At 70.0% G+C, this 15,640-nt stretch carries 15 protein-coding genes; 12 read left to right on the top strand and 3 right to left on the bottom strand.

From position 1 onward, the window contains the following. Position 1 precedes the first annotated feature (1 nt). The gene (locus ND450_RS44615) at positions 2-655 is read right to left on the bottom strand and encodes a hypothetical protein (RefSeq protein ID WP_253323954.1); all 654 of its coding nucleotides are present in this window, start codon (positions 653-655) and stop codon (positions 2-4) included. A 217-nt stretch (positions 656-872) separates the two neighbouring features. Here ND450_RS44615 and ND450_RS44620 point away from each other — a divergent pair, with 217 nt between their 5' ends. Further along, positions 873-1,049, top strand: coding sequence for a hypothetical protein (locus ND450_RS44620; RefSeq protein ID WP_253323955.1), 177 nt, complete (start codon positions 873-875; stop codon positions 1,047-1,049). 102 nt (positions 1,050-1,151) lie between these two features. Further along, positions 1,152-2,348 carry a helix-turn-helix transcriptional regulator gene (locus ND450_RS44625; RefSeq protein ID WP_253323956.1) on the top strand — a complete coding sequence of 399 codons (1,197 nt, stop codon included), beginning with the start codon at positions 1,152-1,154 and terminating at the stop codon, positions 2,346-2,348. Here ND450_RS44625 and ND450_RS44630 read toward each other — a convergent pair. After that, entirely contained in the window at positions 2,339-5,215 is a 2,877-nt protein-coding gene (locus ND450_RS44630; protein WP_253323957.1) for a tetratricopeptide repeat protein, read from the bottom strand. The genes ND450_RS44625 and ND450_RS44630 overlap by 10 nt on opposite strands. A gap of 132 nt (positions 5,216-5,347) precedes the next feature. Between ND450_RS44630 and ND450_RS44635 the strand changes: the two genes are divergently transcribed. The 10 genes from ND450_RS44635 to ND450_RS44680 all read left to right on the top strand — a co-directional run bounded on the left by ND450_RS44635 (position 5,348) and on the right by ND450_RS44680 (position 14,142). Then, entirely contained in the window at positions 5,348-5,920 is a 573-nt protein-coding gene (locus ND450_RS44635; RefSeq protein WP_253323958.1) for a hypothetical protein, read from the top strand. Between the two features lie 87 nt (positions 5,921-6,007). After that, positions 6,008-6,943, top strand: coding sequence for a hypothetical protein (locus ND450_RS44640; protein ID WP_253323959.1), 936 nt, complete (start codon positions 6,008-6,010; stop codon positions 6,941-6,943). A 40-nt stretch (positions 6,944-6,983) separates the two neighbouring features. After that, positions 6,984-7,472, top strand: a complete 489-nt coding sequence (locus ND450_RS44645; RefSeq protein WP_253323960.1) for an HAD domain-containing protein — start codon at positions 6,984-6,986, stop codon at positions 7,470-7,472. Between the two features lie 89 nt (positions 7,473-7,561). After that, the gene (locus tag ND450_RS44650; protein ID WP_245786012.1) at positions 7,562-8,683 is read left to right on the top strand and encodes an ABC transporter substrate-binding protein; all 1,122 of its coding nucleotides are present in this window, start codon (positions 7,562-7,564) and stop codon (positions 8,681-8,683) included. Next, positions 8,680-9,597 carry an ABC transporter permease subunit gene (locus ND450_RS44655; protein ID WP_253323961.1) on the top strand — a complete coding sequence of 306 codons (918 nt, stop codon included), beginning with the start codon at positions 8,680-8,682 and terminating at the stop codon, positions 9,595-9,597. Before ND450_RS44650 ends, ND450_RS44655 begins: the two co-directional genes overlap by 4 nt. Further along, the gene (locus ND450_RS44660; protein ID WP_245786010.1) at positions 9,585-10,367 is read left to right on the top strand and encodes an ABC transporter permease; all 783 of its coding nucleotides are present in this window, start codon (positions 9,585-9,587) and stop codon (positions 10,365-10,367) included. Before ND450_RS44655 ends, ND450_RS44660 begins: the two co-directional genes overlap by 13 nt. A 2-nt stretch (positions 10,368-10,369) precedes the next feature. Beyond that, complete coding sequence (locus ND450_RS44665) at positions 10,370-11,401, top strand: ABC transporter ATP-binding protein (RefSeq protein WP_089913247.1); 1,032 nt, start codon at positions 10,370-10,372, stop codon at positions 11,399-11,401. Continuing rightward, positions 11,398-12,531 (top strand): low temperature requirement protein A, encoded by a 1,134-nt coding sequence (locus tag ND450_RS44670; RefSeq protein WP_253323962.1) that lies wholly within the window; start codon positions 11,398-11,400, stop codon positions 12,529-12,531. Before ND450_RS44665 ends, ND450_RS44670 begins: the two co-directional genes overlap by 4 nt. A 42-nt stretch (positions 12,532-12,573) precedes the next feature. Then, the gene (locus ND450_RS44675) at positions 12,574-12,981 is read left to right on the top strand and encodes a VOC family protein (RefSeq protein WP_218159589.1); all 408 of its coding nucleotides are present in this window, start codon (positions 12,574-12,576) and stop codon (positions 12,979-12,981) included. Next, the gene (locus ND450_RS44680) at positions 12,982-14,142 is read left to right on the top strand and encodes an MFS transporter (protein ID WP_089913242.1); all 1,161 of its coding nucleotides are present in this window, start codon (positions 12,982-12,984) and stop codon (positions 14,140-14,142) included. Positions 14,143-14,158: 16 nt separating this feature from the next. Here ND450_RS44680 and ND450_RS44685 read toward each other — a convergent pair whose 3' ends face one another. Further along, the gene (locus tag ND450_RS44685) at positions 14,159-15,601 is read right to left on the bottom strand and encodes an LVIVD repeat-containing protein (RefSeq protein WP_371927599.1); all 1,443 of its coding nucleotides are present in this window, start codon (positions 15,599-15,601) and stop codon (positions 14,159-14,161) included. Positions 15,602-15,640: the final 39 nt, after the last annotated feature.

Here is a 15,640-nt window from a genome sequence, read left to right on the forward strand (position 1 = left end):
GTCACGCCGTCGCGGTCAGCATGTCCTCGATCCGTTGCCACAGCGTGGAGAACAGCTCGGGGGAGTCGCCGACGACGACGAAGTTCACGATCTCGTCGTCGCGCACTTCGAGGGCGTAGACGGCGTCGTTCTCGCGTTCGACGCGCACCGCGACCGTGGTGCCGCCGAGGTGCAGCGTGCCGGCGAGTCCTCGTCTCGCGAGTGCGGGCGGGGCGGCGGCGAACTGCTCGGCGAGGGCGCGCAGGGGTGACTGCTGGACGGGCGCCGGCTCGGGGGTCTCCGGTTCCGGGGTCTCCTCCTGCTTCAGCGCTGCCGCCAGGTCGGCGACGGGGACGCGGTGCTGGCCCGCGGTCTCGGCCGCCTCGATGCGCGCGACCAGGCTGTTGACGAGGTACTCGTCCGCCCGCAGGTACCTCACGTCCGACGACGCGGGCGGCTCGCCGGTGAGCACCGGCAGCACGTGCTCGTGGTCGCTCGCGATCTCGTCCAGAGTGGACACGAACGGCACGAGGTAGCGCACCTCCGCCTGTGGCAGGTCGTTGCTCTCCAACACGGTCAGGCCGCGCTGACGGCACGCCTCCACCACCTCTTCGGCGACGGTGCGCTGGTCCTCGGCGAACGACACGGCGATGTCGTAGGTCGCGGATTCGGTCACTCCAACCTCCTTGTTGACGACCGGCCGGCGGCCGGGTGCGCGCAGTGTCCACGGCGGGTGTTGACCAGAAGTGGATGAGGAGTGGACGCGTTGACCACCTCGGTGGGCAACGGGAAACACCTGGTTCCACGCTTTTCGAAGACGAATGCTCGAAGGGAGCCCGGAACAGCCGGGCGAAATCCGGAAAACAATTCCGACTCCCTTCGGAGGATTCGCCATGTCCAAAATCGTGTCCACATTCGTCGCGGGTGCCGCCACCCTGCTGACCGCGCTCGCCGTCGCCGCCTCCCTTTCCGGTGGTGTGACGGCGAACGCCGACGACAACCCGCCGCCGCCTCCCACGACAACGACCACGGAGACCCAGGACGGGAACGGCAACCCGTGGCACGGATGAGCTGACGCAAATGCGCCCCGGCCATTTCTTCGAATGGTCGGGGCGATTGCGCGGGAACACGCTGGATGATGTACTCGGGTGACGCCGGAGCGGGAGGCAATCGTGTCCGAGAGTTTTGGTGAGTTGCTGCGCGCGCACCGCGTCGCGGCGGGACTGTCGATGGGCCAGCTGGCCAAGTTGATCCATTACAGCAAGGGTTATGTCAGCAAGATCGAGAACGACCTCAAGCCGCCCACGCCGACGGTGGCGCGCCTGTGCGACGGCGTGCTGGACGTCGGCGGCCGGCTGGTCGAGGCCGCCGCGCAGGCACCGTCCTCACGCGACGCGAGGGGGTTGGGCCGGCGCCAGGTGCTGGTGGCGGGGACGATGCTCGGCGTCGGCGCGCTCACGGGCGGGGCGCGGCCGGTGCCGGACGAGCAGGTGATCGTCGGGATGCGGACGTCGTTCGAACAGTTGCGGGGCCTGGGTCTGCGCACCAGTCCGCAGGTGGTGCTCGAACCGTTGCAGGCACTGCAGCACACGGTGCACGGTCTGGCGCGGGAGAACTCCGGGCCGGTCGGCACGCGGCTCCTCCTGCTCGCCGCGCGGATCGCCGAGTACACCGGCTGGATGTGCCAGGAGGCGGGCGACGAGCAGGGCGCGCTGTGGTGGACCCGGCACGCGTCCGAACTCTCCCGTGCCGCGGGAGATCCGGACATCGCGAGCTACGCGTTCGCGCGGGAGGCGGGCCTCGCGCTCTACCGCCAGGACGCGTCCGCCACGATCAACCTCGCCCAGCAGGCGCAGTGGATCGGCCGGGCGGGCTCGCGCGTCCTCGCCCTGGCCGCGCGGCGGGAGGCGCAGGGCCACGCTCTCGCGGGCGACCGGGCCGCCGCGGAACGCGCGTTCGACCGCGCCGCGAACCAGATGGAGTCCGCGCCGCCGGACGGCCCGTACCCGGTGCTCGGGCCGAGCGCGCCCGACCCGCTGGAACTGGCCAGGGGCTGGGCGCTGTCCGACCTCGGGCTCAACACCGAGGCCGCCGCGGTGCTGGACCGGCAGCTCGGCCTGGTGCCGGCCCCGTCCCGCCGCACCCTGGCGCGCTTCCGCACCCGGCGTTCACTGGCTCTCGCGCTCTCGGGTGAGGTCGACGAGAGCTGCCGCACGCTCGCCGCGGCCTTGGAGGACGCGGCGCACGTCGACTCCGCGACCGTGCGGACCGATCTGCGGCAGCTCGCCAGGACCCTGGGCCGGTGGCACAACCACGGTGCGGTGCGCGAGATCTACCCGGACCTGAAGCGACAGCTCACTCACCGCTGACCGCACGCACACGTCAGCGCCGCCCGCGTCCGCCGCACCTCCTCGGCCTCCGGCTGGCCCAGCTCGCGGTACACGGCCTCGGCCGCGTCCCAGTGCGCGGCCGCTTCCGCATGCCTGCCCATCGCGTGCAACGTTCGCGCGGCGCCGAACTGGCCGCGCGACTCCTGCCTGCGGTTGCCGGTGTCCGTGGCCACGCCCAGCAACGACCGGTAGAGGCGCAGCGCCGCGCCGAGGTTGCCGCGGTCCTCCTCCGTGGCGGCGCGGTCGCGGACGAGGCTCGCCTGGAGTTCGACGTCGGTGAGTCCTGCGGCCGTCTTCTCCGCCAGGTCGTGGTGGTGCAGCGCCTCGGGGAACCGGCCGGCGAGCCGGTGGGCGTCGGCGATGTTGGACAACGCGTAGGCGGCCACGCACCTGTCGTCGATCTCGACCGCGATCTCGTGCGCCTCCAGGTGGTGGGGGATGGCGTCGTCGAGCGACCCGAGGTTCTGCAGGTTCGCGCCGAGGTTGTTCAGCGCGTGGGCGAGTCCCTGGCGGTGCCCGATCCGCCGCATGATCACCACGGCGGCTTCGTTCTGCCGCACCGCGGCCTCGTACCTGCCGTGCTGCTCGTGGATGTAGCCGAGTGCGCTCAGCGCGTGCCCCTGGCCGCGCAGGTCCCCGCACCTCTCGTACTTCGCCAGTGCGGCCTCGAAGTGCCCCACCGCCTGGTCGTGCGCACCGAGCTGCATCGCGGGCACCGCGATCGCGCACAGCGCCGCCGCCTCGCCGGGGTCGTCGCCGAGGCGGGTCCAGCTCACCAACGCCTGCTCGGCGAGGTCGAGTGCCTCCGCGTGCCGGCCGAGCCGGTCGTTCGCGGTGGAGAGCCGCAACAGCACGTGCGCCCGGCCGTGGTCGTCCTCCGGCCGCACGGAACCGACCGCGTCGATCCAGTCGTCGAACCTGTTGGCGGTGTTGAAGTAGCGCCAGATCAACGAGGCCAGCTGCCAGGCGCGGTCCGTGTCCGCCCGCCTGATCGCGGCCATCAGGTTGTCGCGTTCGGCGGTGATCCAGCTCAGCGCCGCTTCCTCGTGCTCGAACCGCAGGGCCAGCGGGCTTTCCCGCTCGACGGCGGGAAGAGCGGTGCGGTCGAACGGGTACGCGACGTCCACGGCGTCCGCCAGGGTCACGAGGTAGAAGTCGAGCAGTCGCTCCAGCGCGCCCTCGGTCGCGGGCTCCAGCGCGGCGAACTCCTTGATGGAGTCCAGCATCTGGTAGCGCTCCGGCGCGACCTCCTCCAGCAGGCAGACCTCGTGCAGGTCGTGCAGCAGCACGCGGGTGGCAGCGATGTCACGGCCGATGAGCGCGGCCGCGCCGCGGAGGTCCACGTCGGGGCCCGGCAGCCGTCCGAACAGGCGGAAGACCTGTTGCTGGTGGGCGTCGAGCTGGCGGTAGGAGGCGTGGATCGCGGCGCCGTTCTCCTGCCACGCACCGCTTTCGTCGAGCTGGCCGAGCAGGTAGTCGAGCGACCACCTGTCGTGCTTGCGCAGCATGGCCGCCGCGACCGTGATCGACACCGGCAGGTAGCCGCACCGCGCGACGAGCCCCGCCACGTCCGCGGACCTCCCGCGCACGCGCGACGACCCGGTCAGCCGCTGGAACAACGCCGACGCGTCGTCGGCCGGCATCGGGGCCAGCCGCACGTGCTCGGAGATGTCCGGCTCGCCCATCCTGCGGCTCGTGATGACGGCGAAGCAGTCGCGGTTCTCCGGCAGCAACGGCCGGATCTGCTCGGGTGAGACCGCGTTGTCCAGCACCACCAGCGTTTTCGTGCCGTAGAGGTGGGTCTGGTACAGGGTCGCCTTGCGCCCCACCGTGTCCGGGATCTGCTCGGCCGGCACGCCGAGCTCGGTCAGCAGCTGGGTCAGCGCCTCCGAGACCGACAACGGCGTCACGCCGGGGGTGAAACCGTTGAGCCGCACCAGGAGCTGGCCGTCCGGGAACCGGTGGCGCAACTGGTGCGCGGCCTCGACGGCCAGACCCGTCTTGCCGACCCCGGGCGGGCCGCTGATCCACACGGCGCGCCGTTCGTCCGAGCCCGACGCGGCCGCGGCGATCGTGGCGAGTTCCTCGGCCCGGCCCGTGAACCCGCCGGGACGCGACGGCAGCGAGCTGCCCGGTTCACCCCGCCGGGCGCGTTCCGCGAGGTTGCGCAGCACGGTTCCCGGTTCGAGGCCCAGGTCGCCGAGTGACTTGGAGGCGACGTCGAACGCCCTGATGGCGCCCACCCGGTCACTGCCGGCGATCAGCGCCCGCATCAGCAGTTCGGCGTACTTCTGGTTCTCCGGGGCGGTGCGCACGGCTCGGCGCATGCGGTCGCGGGCCGAGCGGTGGTCACCGGAGAGCAGTTCCAGTTCGGCCAGGTCGCCGAGCATGTCGAGGTAGGTCTCGTCCGGCAGGATCACGTCCGCGCCGCCGACCCTGTCGATGTCGATGTCCTCGAGGAAGTCGCCGCGCCACAGCGCCACCGCCTCGCGCAGCAGGTCGATGGCCCGCCGCTGGTCGTTGTCCTGCAGGGCCAGGGCGGCCTCGGAGCGCAACCGGTCGAAGCGGAGGACGTCGATGGCGTCCTCGTCGATGCGCAGCATGTACCCGGTGGGTGTCCGCTCGATCTCCGCGTCGGACCCGTCGAACGACTTGCGCAGCTTGTTGATGTACCCGCGCACCAGCGTCCGGCGCTCCGGGTTGCCCTGCCACACGATCTCGGTGATGCGTTCGGGTGACACGGGCTTGTTCGCGTGCAACAGCAGTACGACGAGGATGAAGCGTTGTTGCTGGTCCCCCAACGGTACGGCGGTGTGGTCGTGCCACGCCTCCAGTGGTCCCAGCATCCGAAATTCCACGCCGCCTCCTGACCCGAAGCTTCCGTCTTGGGGGGAATGTCGCGCAAGGCCCCGTCTGCGTGTCACCGAATCAGCTTTTTGTCCACGTTTGATCAACGCGATCCGGTAACGGTGCACGTCATGGACCGTGATGTGTTGCCGTGCTACGTGGTGTGCGACGTGTCGTTCTCGATGGCCGGCCACATCGACGAGGTCAACGCCGGGATGCGCGAGTTCCGCGGTGTGGTGCACGCGGACCGGCGCACCGGAGCCCAGATCCGGCTCTGCGTGGTCGTCTTCGCCGAACAGTCGCAGGTCGTGCGGCCGCTCGCCCCCGCGCTCGACCCGGTGGAGGTGATTCGACCCCGGCAGGAATCGGGCTCCGACTTCGGGGCCGCGTTCCGCCTCGTGCGCGGCGTCATCGAGCGGGACGTGCGGAGCCTGAAGGCGCAGCGGCTGCGGGTGCGGCGGCCGGTGCTGTTCTTCGTCTCGGACGGCAGGGCCACCGATCGCGCCTGGCCCGCCGCGCTGGAACGCCTCAACGCCACGACGTCGTGCCCGGAGATGATCGCGTTCGGGCTGGGAGCGGTCGACCAGCCCGCGCTCGACCGCATCGGCCGTTCGCGGGTCTTCCTCGGCGGCGACGGCGTGCGGCTGGGCACCGCACTGGCCTCGTCGGTGGCACGGACGGTGCTGCGACCGGACCACGTGTGACCGATCCACGGCGTGTCCACTTCTCGTCCACACGGCCGACGCAACCTGCCTTCGCCGCACGTGAGCGAGCACGGGAGGAGAACGGGGATGACGACGTCGAGCCTGGTCCGGGAGCTGAAGACGCTGCGCAAGGGACGGGGTGTGCACGCGGGACGGATCGTCGACAAGATCGGCCCGGCGCTGGCCGCGGCGTGCGGGATCACCAGCGCCGACGGGCCGGTCGCCGCCAAGCAGAAGCTGGTCACCCGGCTGACCGAGCTGGTCGAGCAGCTCCCGGAGGACCTGCACCTCGCCGCGCGAGTGGCGTTCGGGCTGATCTCCGACGTCCGGCACCCGCTCTACCAGGAGCGCGTCGCCTGGCTCGCGACGACGATCGACCGCGACGCGCGCACGGTGCGCCGCCGCGTCGACGAGGCCGTGGAGCAGCTGGCGGACCTCGCCGCGACCACCACGCGCCGCGACGCCGGCGGCTGGCACACCGCGGAACTGGCCGTGGCCGTGACGCTCGACCAGGAGCAGCCGGAGGTCCTGGAGCGCTACCAGGTCGTCGCGAACCAGGACGGCGTGGTCTCGTTCGACTTCGCCGCCGTGTTCCCGGTGCACCGGCGGGACGTGCAGGCGCACCTGCTCTACGGCGGCACGCTGCAGGACCGCGGCCTCCTCGACCGGCCCGGTTTCCGGCTGGTGCCGGCCGAGCCGCTGGTGCGCGGCGACACCCTCGACTTCGCGGTCCGCTACCGGATCTCGCACCGCGACGCCATGCGCCCGTGCGTGCTGCACGTGCCTGAACGGCCGTGCGAGGTGTTCGACCTGCGCGTGCGGTTCGAGCACGACCGCAAGCGGTTCGTGCGGGCGTTCGACGGGGTGATGGTGCAGCGGTCCGAGGTCGAGCCGAGCGGGCTGCCGCAGGCGGTGGACCGGGCCGGGGAGATCCACCTGCGGTTCCGGCGGCTGCTGCCGGGGTTGCTGTACGGGGTGAGGTGGGGCGGGGCGGCGGCGTGCTCGGTGCGCCGGGCATCATGAGCGGCGGGCCGCCGGCGTTCGAGCGGGCATGCTGGACGGCGTGACACCGCTGATCCTGATCGACGTCGACGGCCCGCTCAACCCGTGGGCCGCCGACCCCAAGCCGGACGGCTACCGGCCGTTCGAGATCAAGGTCGGCTGGCGCCGGAGGCTGCGCGTGTGGCTCGACCCCGGGCACGGTCACCAGTTGAGACGGCTGGCGGACGAGACCGGCGCCGAGCTCGCGTGGGCCACGACGTGGCTGCACCGGGCGAACACCGAGATCGGACCGCGTCTGGGCCTGCCGCCGCTCAAGGTCGTCGAGTTCCACGACGAGACCGGGTGGAAGTACCCGGCGGTGGCGCGCTACGCCTACGAACGGCCCCTCGTCTGGTTCGACGACGACTTCGGGCTGCACCCGGCGCGCCGGGAGGCGTTCGTCCACAAGCGACGGCACCTGACCACCGCACTGATCCACGTCGATCCCGCCACCGGGATCGGGGCGCGACACCTGGACGAAGCTCGGAAAGCATTCAGTCGCAACCCCTGAGGCGCCCAGAATTCACGCTAGGAGTCGAGAAGGTCTCAACCGGCGCGGCTGGCTTGACAACGAAAGCATCCCGAGCCAAAGCTCCGCTGGTGCTGAAGCGAGGGAACGTCACCACGAAGATGATTGGTGTCGGCGCGTTGGTGCTGGCGATGGCCGCTTGTGGCGCCCCGCCCGCCAAGGAGACGCCGGCCGGTGCCGCCGGGACCGCGAAGTCCGCGAGCGAGTTCGGCGGCATGGACAAGCTGGTCGAGGCGGCCAAGGCCGAGGGCAAGCTCAACGTCATCGCGCTGCCGCCGGACTGGGCCAACTACGGCGAGATCATCAAGGCCTTCGAGGCCAAGTACGGCATCAAGGTCGACTCCGCGCAGCCCGACGCGAGCAGCCAGGAGGAGATCAACGCCGCCAAGCAGCTCAAGGGCAACGACCGCGCGCCCGACGTGTTCGACCTCGGGCTCAACGTGGCGCTGGCCAACAAGGACCTGTTCGCCCCCTACAAGGTCAGCACCTGGGACGACATCGCCGCGGAGCTCAAGGACGCGGACGGCGCCTACTACGGTGACTACGGCGGCTTCATGTCGATCGGCTACGACGCCGCGAAGGTGCCGGCGCCGACCTCCGTGAAGGACCTGCTCAAGCCCGAGTACAAGGGCAAGGTCGCGCTGAACGGCGACCCGACGCAGGCCGGTGCCGCGTTCTCCGGTGTCGTGATGGCGGCGCTGGGCAACGGTGGTTCCGCCGACGACATCGCCCCCGGTGTCGAGTTCTTCAAGCAGCTCAAGGCCGCCGGCAACTTCCAGCCGGTCGACCCGTCGCCCGCGACGATCGAGTCCGGCCAGACGCCCGTCGTGATCGACTGGGACTACACCAACGCCGCCCAGACCGAGAAGCTCAAGGGCAAGCTCGACTGGAAGGTCGTCGTGCCGTCCGAGGCGCAGATCGGCGGCTACTACAACCAGGCCATCAGCAAGGACGCGCCGCACCCCGCGGCCGCGCGCCTGTGGCAGGAGTTCCTCTACTCCGACGAGGGCCAGAACCTCTACCTCAAGGGCATGTCCCGCCCGGTGCGCCTCGACAAGATGGGCGACAAGGCGGACAAGGCGGCGAAGGAGAAGCTGCCGAAGACCGACGGCAAGCAGGTGTTCCAGACGCAGGCCCAGGCCGACAAGGCCAAGGCCGTCCTGACCGCTACCTGGGCCCAGGCCATCGGATGACCGCGGTCGCTCCCGTAGCGACGACGCCCGGCGGCTCCACCTCGAAGAAGGGTGGGGCCGCCGGTCGGCCATCTGCGGCCGCCTGGCTCGTCGCGGTGCCGTTCCTCGCCTTCGTCGGCACCTTCCTCGTCTACCCCACGGTGCTCGTGCTGTTCGGCGCCTTCCAGGACTCGAACGGCGCCTTCACGCTCGACAACCTCACGACGTTGTTCACGGGTGTCGTCTTCGACGCGTTCGTGCGCAGCATCGAGCTCTCCGCGCTCACGGCGCTCATCGGCGCGGTCTTCGGCGCGTTGCTCACGTGGGCGATCGCGGTCGGCAACCCCGACGGGATGCTGCGCCGGGTCGTCGTCGCGGGCAGCGGTGTGCTCGCCCAGTTCGGTGGCGTGCCACTGGCGTTCGCGTTCCTCGCCACGGTCGGCTTCGAAGGTCTCGTCACGAAGTTCCTGCGTGACAACGTTGGCATCGACCTGTTCGCGGGCAGCGCGTGGCTCTTCGACCTGCCTGGTCTGACGCTCGTCTACACGTTCTTCCAGATCCCGTTGATGGTCATCGTGTTCCTGCCCGCGCTGGACGGTCTGCGGCCGCAGTGGCGCGAGGCCAACGCGTCGCTCGGTGGCACGAGCTGGACCTACTGGCGCCACGTCGGCGGCCCGATCCTCACGCCGCCGTTCCTCGGCGCGCTGCTCCTGTTGTTCGCCAACGCCTTCAGCGCCTACGCCACGGCCGCGGCGCTCGTCTCGCAGGGCAGCCCGATCGTGCCGCTGCAGATCCGCGGGTTCCTCACCGGCGAGGTGGTGCTGGGCCAGGAGAACCTCGGCAAGGCGCTCGGCCTCGGCATGGTGATCGTGGTCAGCATCGCCATGGGCGTGAACGTGCTGCTGCAGAAGAGGGTGGCCAAGTGGGTTCGCTAGTGAAGCAGCGCGTCCTGCGCACGATCATCCTGCTGGTCCTCGGCGTCTACTTCGTCCTGCCGCTGATCGCGATGGCGGAGTTCTCCACGCGCGGCAGGGAAGGCAGTCGCAGCCTGGAGTCGTGGACGTCCATCGTCGACGACGACGGGTTGATGGAAGCGCTCGTCAACTCGTTGCTGCTGTCGGTGACGAGTGCGGTGCTGATGCTGGTGCTGCTCGTGCCGACGATGGCGTGGATCCGGCTCAGGCTTCCCCAGCTGCAACGGCTCGTCGAGTTCCTGTGCCTGCTGCCGCTGGCGATCCCCGCGATCGTGCTGGTGGTCGGCATGGCACCGCTCTACGCGTGGGTGAACTACTTCCTCGGCGACTCACCGCTGACGCTGACGTTCGCCTACACGGTCCTGGTCCTGCCGTTCGCCTACCGCGCGGTCGACGCCGGACTCTCCGCGATCGACCTGAAGACGCTGGCCGAGGCCGCGCGCAGCCTGGGCGCGTCGTGGTTCACGGTGCTGTGGAAGGTCGTCGTGCCGAACATTCGCGTGGCGCTGATCGGTGCCTCGCTGCTGTCGGTCGCCTTGGTGCTCGGCGAGTTCACCATCGCGTCGCTGCTCAACTTCGACACGTTGCAGGTGCAGGTCAACCTCCTGGGCAAGCGCAACGCGGGCGTGTCCATCGCGGTGTCGTTGCTGTGCCTGATCTTCGCGTTCGTCCTTCTGTTCGCACTTTCTTATGTCGGCCAGCGGCGCCGTCAGACCGTGGTCGAGGAGTGAAGATGGGTCACCTGGAACTCAAGGGGCTGCGCAAGACGTTCGGCGGCAACACCGCGCTGGACGGCCTGGACCTGGAGCTGGCCGAGGGCGAACTGGTGTCGCTGCTCGGCCCGTCCGGCTGCGGCAAGACGACGGCGCTGCGCATCGTCGCGGGCTTCGAGACCGCCGATTCGGGCACGGTCACGGTGGGCGGCAAGGACATCACGAAGGTTCCCGCGAACAAGCGGGACATGGGCATGGTCTTCCAGGCCTACAGCCTCTTCCCGAACATGACCGCGGCGCAGAACGTGGCGTTCGGCCTGAAGATGCGCAAGGCGGACGCGAAGAAGGCCGGCGAACTGCTCGAGCTCGTCGGTCTCGCGCACCTCGGTGGCCGCTACCCGCACCAGATGTCGGGCGGGCAGCAGCAGCGCATCGCGCTGGCGCGGGCGTTGGCGATCCAGCCGCGCGTGCTGCTGCTGGACGAGCCGCTGTCCGCGCTGGACGCCAAGGTCCGCGTCACCCTGCGCGACGAGATCCGCCGCATCCAGACGGAGCTCGGCATGACGACGCTGTTCGTCACGCACGACCAGGAGGAGGCGCTCGCCGTCTCCGACCGCGTCGGCGTGATGTCGCACGGACGGCTGGAGCAGCTCGACACCCCGTCCGTGGTCTACCGCGAGCCGAAGACGGCGTTCGTGGCGCAGTTCGTCGGCGTCACGAACTCGGTCGAGGCCAAAGCCGAGGGCCAGACCGTGGTGATCAACGGTGTGACGCTGCCGGTGTCCCACGACCAGCCGTCGGGCAGCGACGTGCGCCTGATCGTGCGTCCCGAGGACATCGGCGTTTCCGCGCACGACGGCGACGCCGGTGGCAAGATCGTGGGCGATGTGCTGACCCAGTCGTTCCTCGGACCGGTCACGCGGATCTCGGTGAGGGTGGGGGAGCAGGTGCTGAGGATCGACCAGCCCTCCAACACCGCCTCCGCGTACCAGCCGGGCACGCGGGTCGCTCTCGACCTCAGCGAATCGAGGATCATGGTGGTAGCGGGATGATCAGGAAGCTCCTCGCGCGCGACACGGCGGAGGCCCACCGGGTCGCGACGCCGTTGGAGCTGTTGTTCGACCTGAGCTTCGTGGTGGCGGTCGCCCAGGCCGCCGCCTCGTTGCACCACGCCGTCTCCGAGAACCACGCCGGGGCCGGCGTCATGGCGTTCTGCATGGCGTTCTTCGCGCTGTGGCTGCCGTGGCTCAACTTCACCTGGTTCGCCAGCGCGTTCGACAACGACGACACGCTGTACCGCGTCATCACGATGGTGCAGATCGCCGGTGTGCTCGTGGTCGCGGCGGGCGTCCCGGCCGTCTTCGAGCACCAGGACTACCGGATCGTCGTCGGCGGGTACGTCGTGATCCGGCTCGCGATGGTCGCGCACTGGCTGCGCGCGTCGCGGGACAACCCCGAGCACAAGACCTGCACCCGCCGGTACGCGGCCGGCATCACGTTCATGCAGGTGCTCTGGGTGCTGTGGGTGCTGGTCGCGCCGCCCGCGCTGCAGATCCCGCTGTGGGTGCTCTTCATGCTCGGCGAACTGCTGGTGCCGGCCTGGGCGGAGCGTTCCGGCGCCACGACCTGGCACCCGCACCACATCGCCGAGCGGCACGGCCTGTTCACGCTGATCGTGCTCGGCGAGTCGATCCTCGCGGCCACCCTCGCGTTCCAGAAGGGCTTCGACAGCGGCGTCAACCTGATCTCGCTGGCCGCCGCTTCGCTCGTCATCGTGTTCTCGGTGTGGTGGATCTACTTCGAGGCGCCGGCGACCCTGCACAACCTCAGGAAGGCGTTCCTCTGGGGCTACGCGCACCTGTTCATCCTCGGCTCGATCGCCGCGCTCGGCGCCGGGCTGGCCGCCTCGGTGGACTACGACCTGCACATCTCGCACGCGCCCGGGACGACGGTGGCCGCGTTCACCACCGTGCCGCTGGCCGTGTTCTTCCTGTGCGCCTGGTACGTGCAGGACTGCCCCGGGCAGGACGGGCTCCGCAAGTACCTGCTGCCGGTCGGGGCGGTGGCGGTGCTGGCGGCGACGTTCGGACCGGCGCCGATCCACGTGACCGCGGGGATCGCGCTGGTGCTGGTGGTGGCGACCAGGCTCACGACCGGGGAGCCCCAGCGCGTCGACGTGTGAGGCACTTTCGCGTCTTCTCCTCGTTCTGACACGAGGAGTGAAATGATCGTCACCATGACCGGTGTCCGTGAACTCCGCCTGGTCGTCACCGCCGACGACTACGACGAAGCCCTGCGTTTCTACCGAGACGTGCTGGGGCTCGAGCAACGGGCGGCGTTCGCGTCCGACGGCGGGCGGGTCACGATCCTCGAGGCGGGCCGGGCCACGCTCGAGATCACCGACCCGCCGCACGCCGAGTTCATCGACTCCGTCGAGGTCGGCAAGCGCGTCGCCGGGCACATCAGGGTGGCGTTCGAGGTGACGGACTCCGAGGGGACGACCCGCAGGCTCGAAGCCGCCGGGGCTGAGGTCGTCGCCGAGCCGACGCGCACGCCGTGGAACTCGCTGAACGCGCGGCTGCGAGCGCCTGCCGGGTTGCAGCTGACGTTGTTCCAGGAGCTGGGCGAGTAGATGACGATCTCCGCTGCCGGGTACCGCGACCTCGCGAACCGGGACGTGCTGGCGTGCGCCGTGGTGACGGTCGCCGCGAAGCTGCCGATGTCGATGACGCCGCTGATGATGGTGTTCCTGACGCGCGGACTGCCCGGCGGGTACGTGCTGGCCGCGTCCCTGGTCGCCGTCTACGTGCTGGGCGAGGTGCTCGGCGCCGCGCTGCTCGGGCTCTTCCTCGACCCGTCGCGGATGCGCGGGCAGCTGTCGATCGGGCTGGTCGTCGGGGCGGCGGCGTTCACGACGCTCGCGCTGACGCAGAACGTGACGGTGCTGGCGATCGCGGCGTTCGTCGCGGGGGCCGGGCCGTCGACGACACCGGGCGGGCTGCGGGCGATGCTGCTCGGCCTGGTGCCGGACGCGCTGGTGCCCAAGGCGATGGGCTTCGACGCCATGATCACGCAGGTGGTGTGGGCGGTGGCGCCCGCGCTCGTCACGGTGCTGGCGCTGAGCGTCGACCACCGGGCGCCCGTGGTGGTGTCCGTGTCGTTGATCGTCGTGGCGGCATGGCTCGTGTTCATCCTGCCGCGCGGGCACGTGACCTCCCGGTCCGGCACGGCGAAACCCCGTGTCGTCGCGTCGGCCTGGCCGATCTACCTGGTGAGCGCGGCCGCGCTGGCGCAGCTGGCGGTCGCGGAGCTGGTGCTGCCCGCGTTGCTGGAGCACCGCGGCATCGGGATCGGCTGGATCGGACCGCTGCTCATGGGTTTCGCGGCGTGCAGCGCCCTGGGCGCGGTGCTGTACGGGCTGCGGCCGTGGCCGGGGACGTTCCGCACGCAGGGGCTGGTGCTGCTCGTCGTCACGGCGACGTGCGTCGGCGCGCTGGCGTTGTTCCCGAACCTGCCGGGCATCGCGGGCGCGTTGCTCGCCGCCGGGTTGTTCCAGTCAGGTGTGCTGGTGACACGCAGCCTGGCGTTGCGCGAACGGCTTCCGATCGGCGCGCACGCGGCCGGGTTCTCGATGATGTACGCCGTGACGGGCGCGGGCTACGGCCTCACGGCCGTCGTCGCCGCGTGGGCGATGGACGCCGGCAACCCGGTCTGGGCCGTCTTCGGCGGTGTGGCGGTCACCCTCGTCCTGACAGCGGTCAGCGCGGCTGCCGAACGACGGCAGCCGCGCTGATCTGGGTGGACAGCTACTACCCGCGGTAGAAGTTGCCCTGGGTCTGCACGTTCAGCTCGTTCGTGCGGAAGAGCTTCGCGACGAACGTGCGCGGGTCGCGCATGTCGATGACGTCGAAGCCGCGGCCCATCTCCGAGGAGTAGATGTAGCCGTTGTACCAGTACGTGGACCACGTACCGCCGCCCGCGCCGTTCGGCATCGGGCCGCGCTCGAAGAAGCCGATCTCACGCGGCTTGGCCGAGTTGGTGAAGTCCCACACCGAGATGCCGCCCTGGTACCAGGACTGCACCATGATGTCCTTGCCGGGCACCGGGATCAGCGAACCGTTGTGCGCGACGCAGTTCTCCGTGTCGGTCTGCATGCGCGGGATCTTGTAGTACGACTTGAAGACCAGCTTGCGGTTCTTGCCCTTGCCCACGATGTCGTAGATGCCGTTGGCACCGCGGTTCGGGCCGATCTTCTCGTTGCACGTCGCGGCGCCACCGCCACCGAGCTCGTCGGTGAAGACGACCTTGGTGCCGCTGTTGTTGAACGTCGCGGAGTGCCAGAACGCGAAGTGCGCGTCGTCCTGGACCCGGTTGATCTCGACCAGGTTCTCCCGGTCGGAGATGTCCCACAGCACGCCGTCACCCATGCACGCGCCGGCCGCGAGGTCGAGCTGCGGGTAGACGGTGATGTCGTGGCAGCCCGAGGTGGCCGAGGTGTAGCCGGTCTCGATGTCGCCGGGGACGCCCTTGTTGCCGCCGTCCGGGAAGAGGACCGGGGCCTTGAGCAGCGAGGCCGCGGCCGGGTTCTTCACCGGCACCTTGACGATCGAGATCTTGTCGTGCGGCGGCTGGCAGTCCGGGAACGTGGCGTTGGGCGAGTAGGAAGAGACGTAGAGGTACACGTCCTTCTTGTTCTTGCTCGGCACCATCGTGTGGGTGTGCGAACCGCAGGCGGTCTCGACGGCGGCGACGTACTTCGGCGCGGCCTTGTCGCTGATGTCGAAGACCTTGATGCCCTCCCACGACTCCTTGATCGTCGCGGGCTGGGAGACGCTGCTGCACGAGTTGTCGCTGCGCGACGAGTCGGTCGACAGGAACAGCAGGTTCCCGTACACCGAGATGTCGTTCTGCGAGCCCGGGCAGAGGACCTGCGACTTGATCGTCGGCTTCTTCGGGTTGCGGACGTCGTAGATGACGAAGCCGTCGTAGTTGCCGACGAACGCGTAGTTGTCCTGGAACGCGATGTCAGTCTGCGTCGAGTTCAGCGGAGCCTGCTTGTCCAGGTGGGCGACCGGGACCATGTTGCGGCTGCGGCTGATCTCGTCGACACCGGGGAGGCCGGTGGCCCCGTCCGCCCGCGCCTCGAGCTGGGCCTCGGTGAGGCCCTTGCCGTCAGCGGGGAGGTCGGGCTCGGCGTACGCGGGCGCGGTCACCGTCGACAGCGTCAGCGCGAGCGCCCCCAGAACCGCCAACGGCGCTCTGCGACGCCGGGCCGTTGCGCTTGAAGACAC

This window comes from Lentzea sp. HUAS12, from assembly GCF_024125735.1.
GTDB classification, from domain to species: Bacteria; Actinomycetota; Actinomycetes; order Mycobacteriales; family Pseudonocardiaceae; genus Lentzea; species Lentzea albida.

What these genes read in the sequence shown, in the direction of transcription:
- ND450_RS44640 (WP_253323959.1), top strand. Translation starts at nt 6,008, where the DNA reads ATGACGACGTCGAGCCTGGTCCGGGAGCTGAAGACGCTGCGCAAGGGA.
- ND450_RS44665 (WP_089913247.1), top strand. Translation starts at nt 10,370, where the DNA reads ATGGGTCACCTGGAACTCAAGGGGCTGCGCAAGACGTTCGGCGGCAAC.
- ND450_RS44630 (WP_253323957.1), bottom strand. Translation starts at nt 5,215, where the DNA reads ATGCTGGGACCACTGGAGGCGTGGCACGACCACACCGCCGTACCGTTG.
- ND450_RS44680 (WP_089913242.1), top strand. Translation starts at nt 12,982, where the DNA reads ATGACGATCTCCGCTGCCGGGTACCGCGACCTCGCGAACCGGGACGTG.
- ND450_RS44675 (WP_218159589.1), top strand. Translation starts at nt 12,574, where the DNA reads ATGATCGTCACCATGACCGGTGTCCGTGAACTCCGCCTGGTCGTCACC.
- ND450_RS44620 (WP_253323955.1), top strand. Translation starts at nt 873, where the DNA reads ATGTCCAAAATCGTGTCCACATTCGTCGCGGGTGCCGCCACCCTGCTG.
- ND450_RS44635 (WP_253323958.1), top strand. Translation starts at nt 5,348, where the DNA reads ATGGACCGTGATGTGTTGCCGTGCTACGTGGTGTGCGACGTGTCGTTC.
- ND450_RS44670 (WP_253323962.1), top strand. Translation starts at nt 11,398, where the DNA reads ATGATCAGGAAGCTCCTCGCGCGCGACACGGCGGAGGCCCACCGGGTC.
- ND450_RS44655 (WP_253323961.1), top strand. Translation starts at nt 8,680, where the DNA reads ATGACCGCGGTCGCTCCCGTAGCGACGACGCCCGGCGGCTCCACCTCG.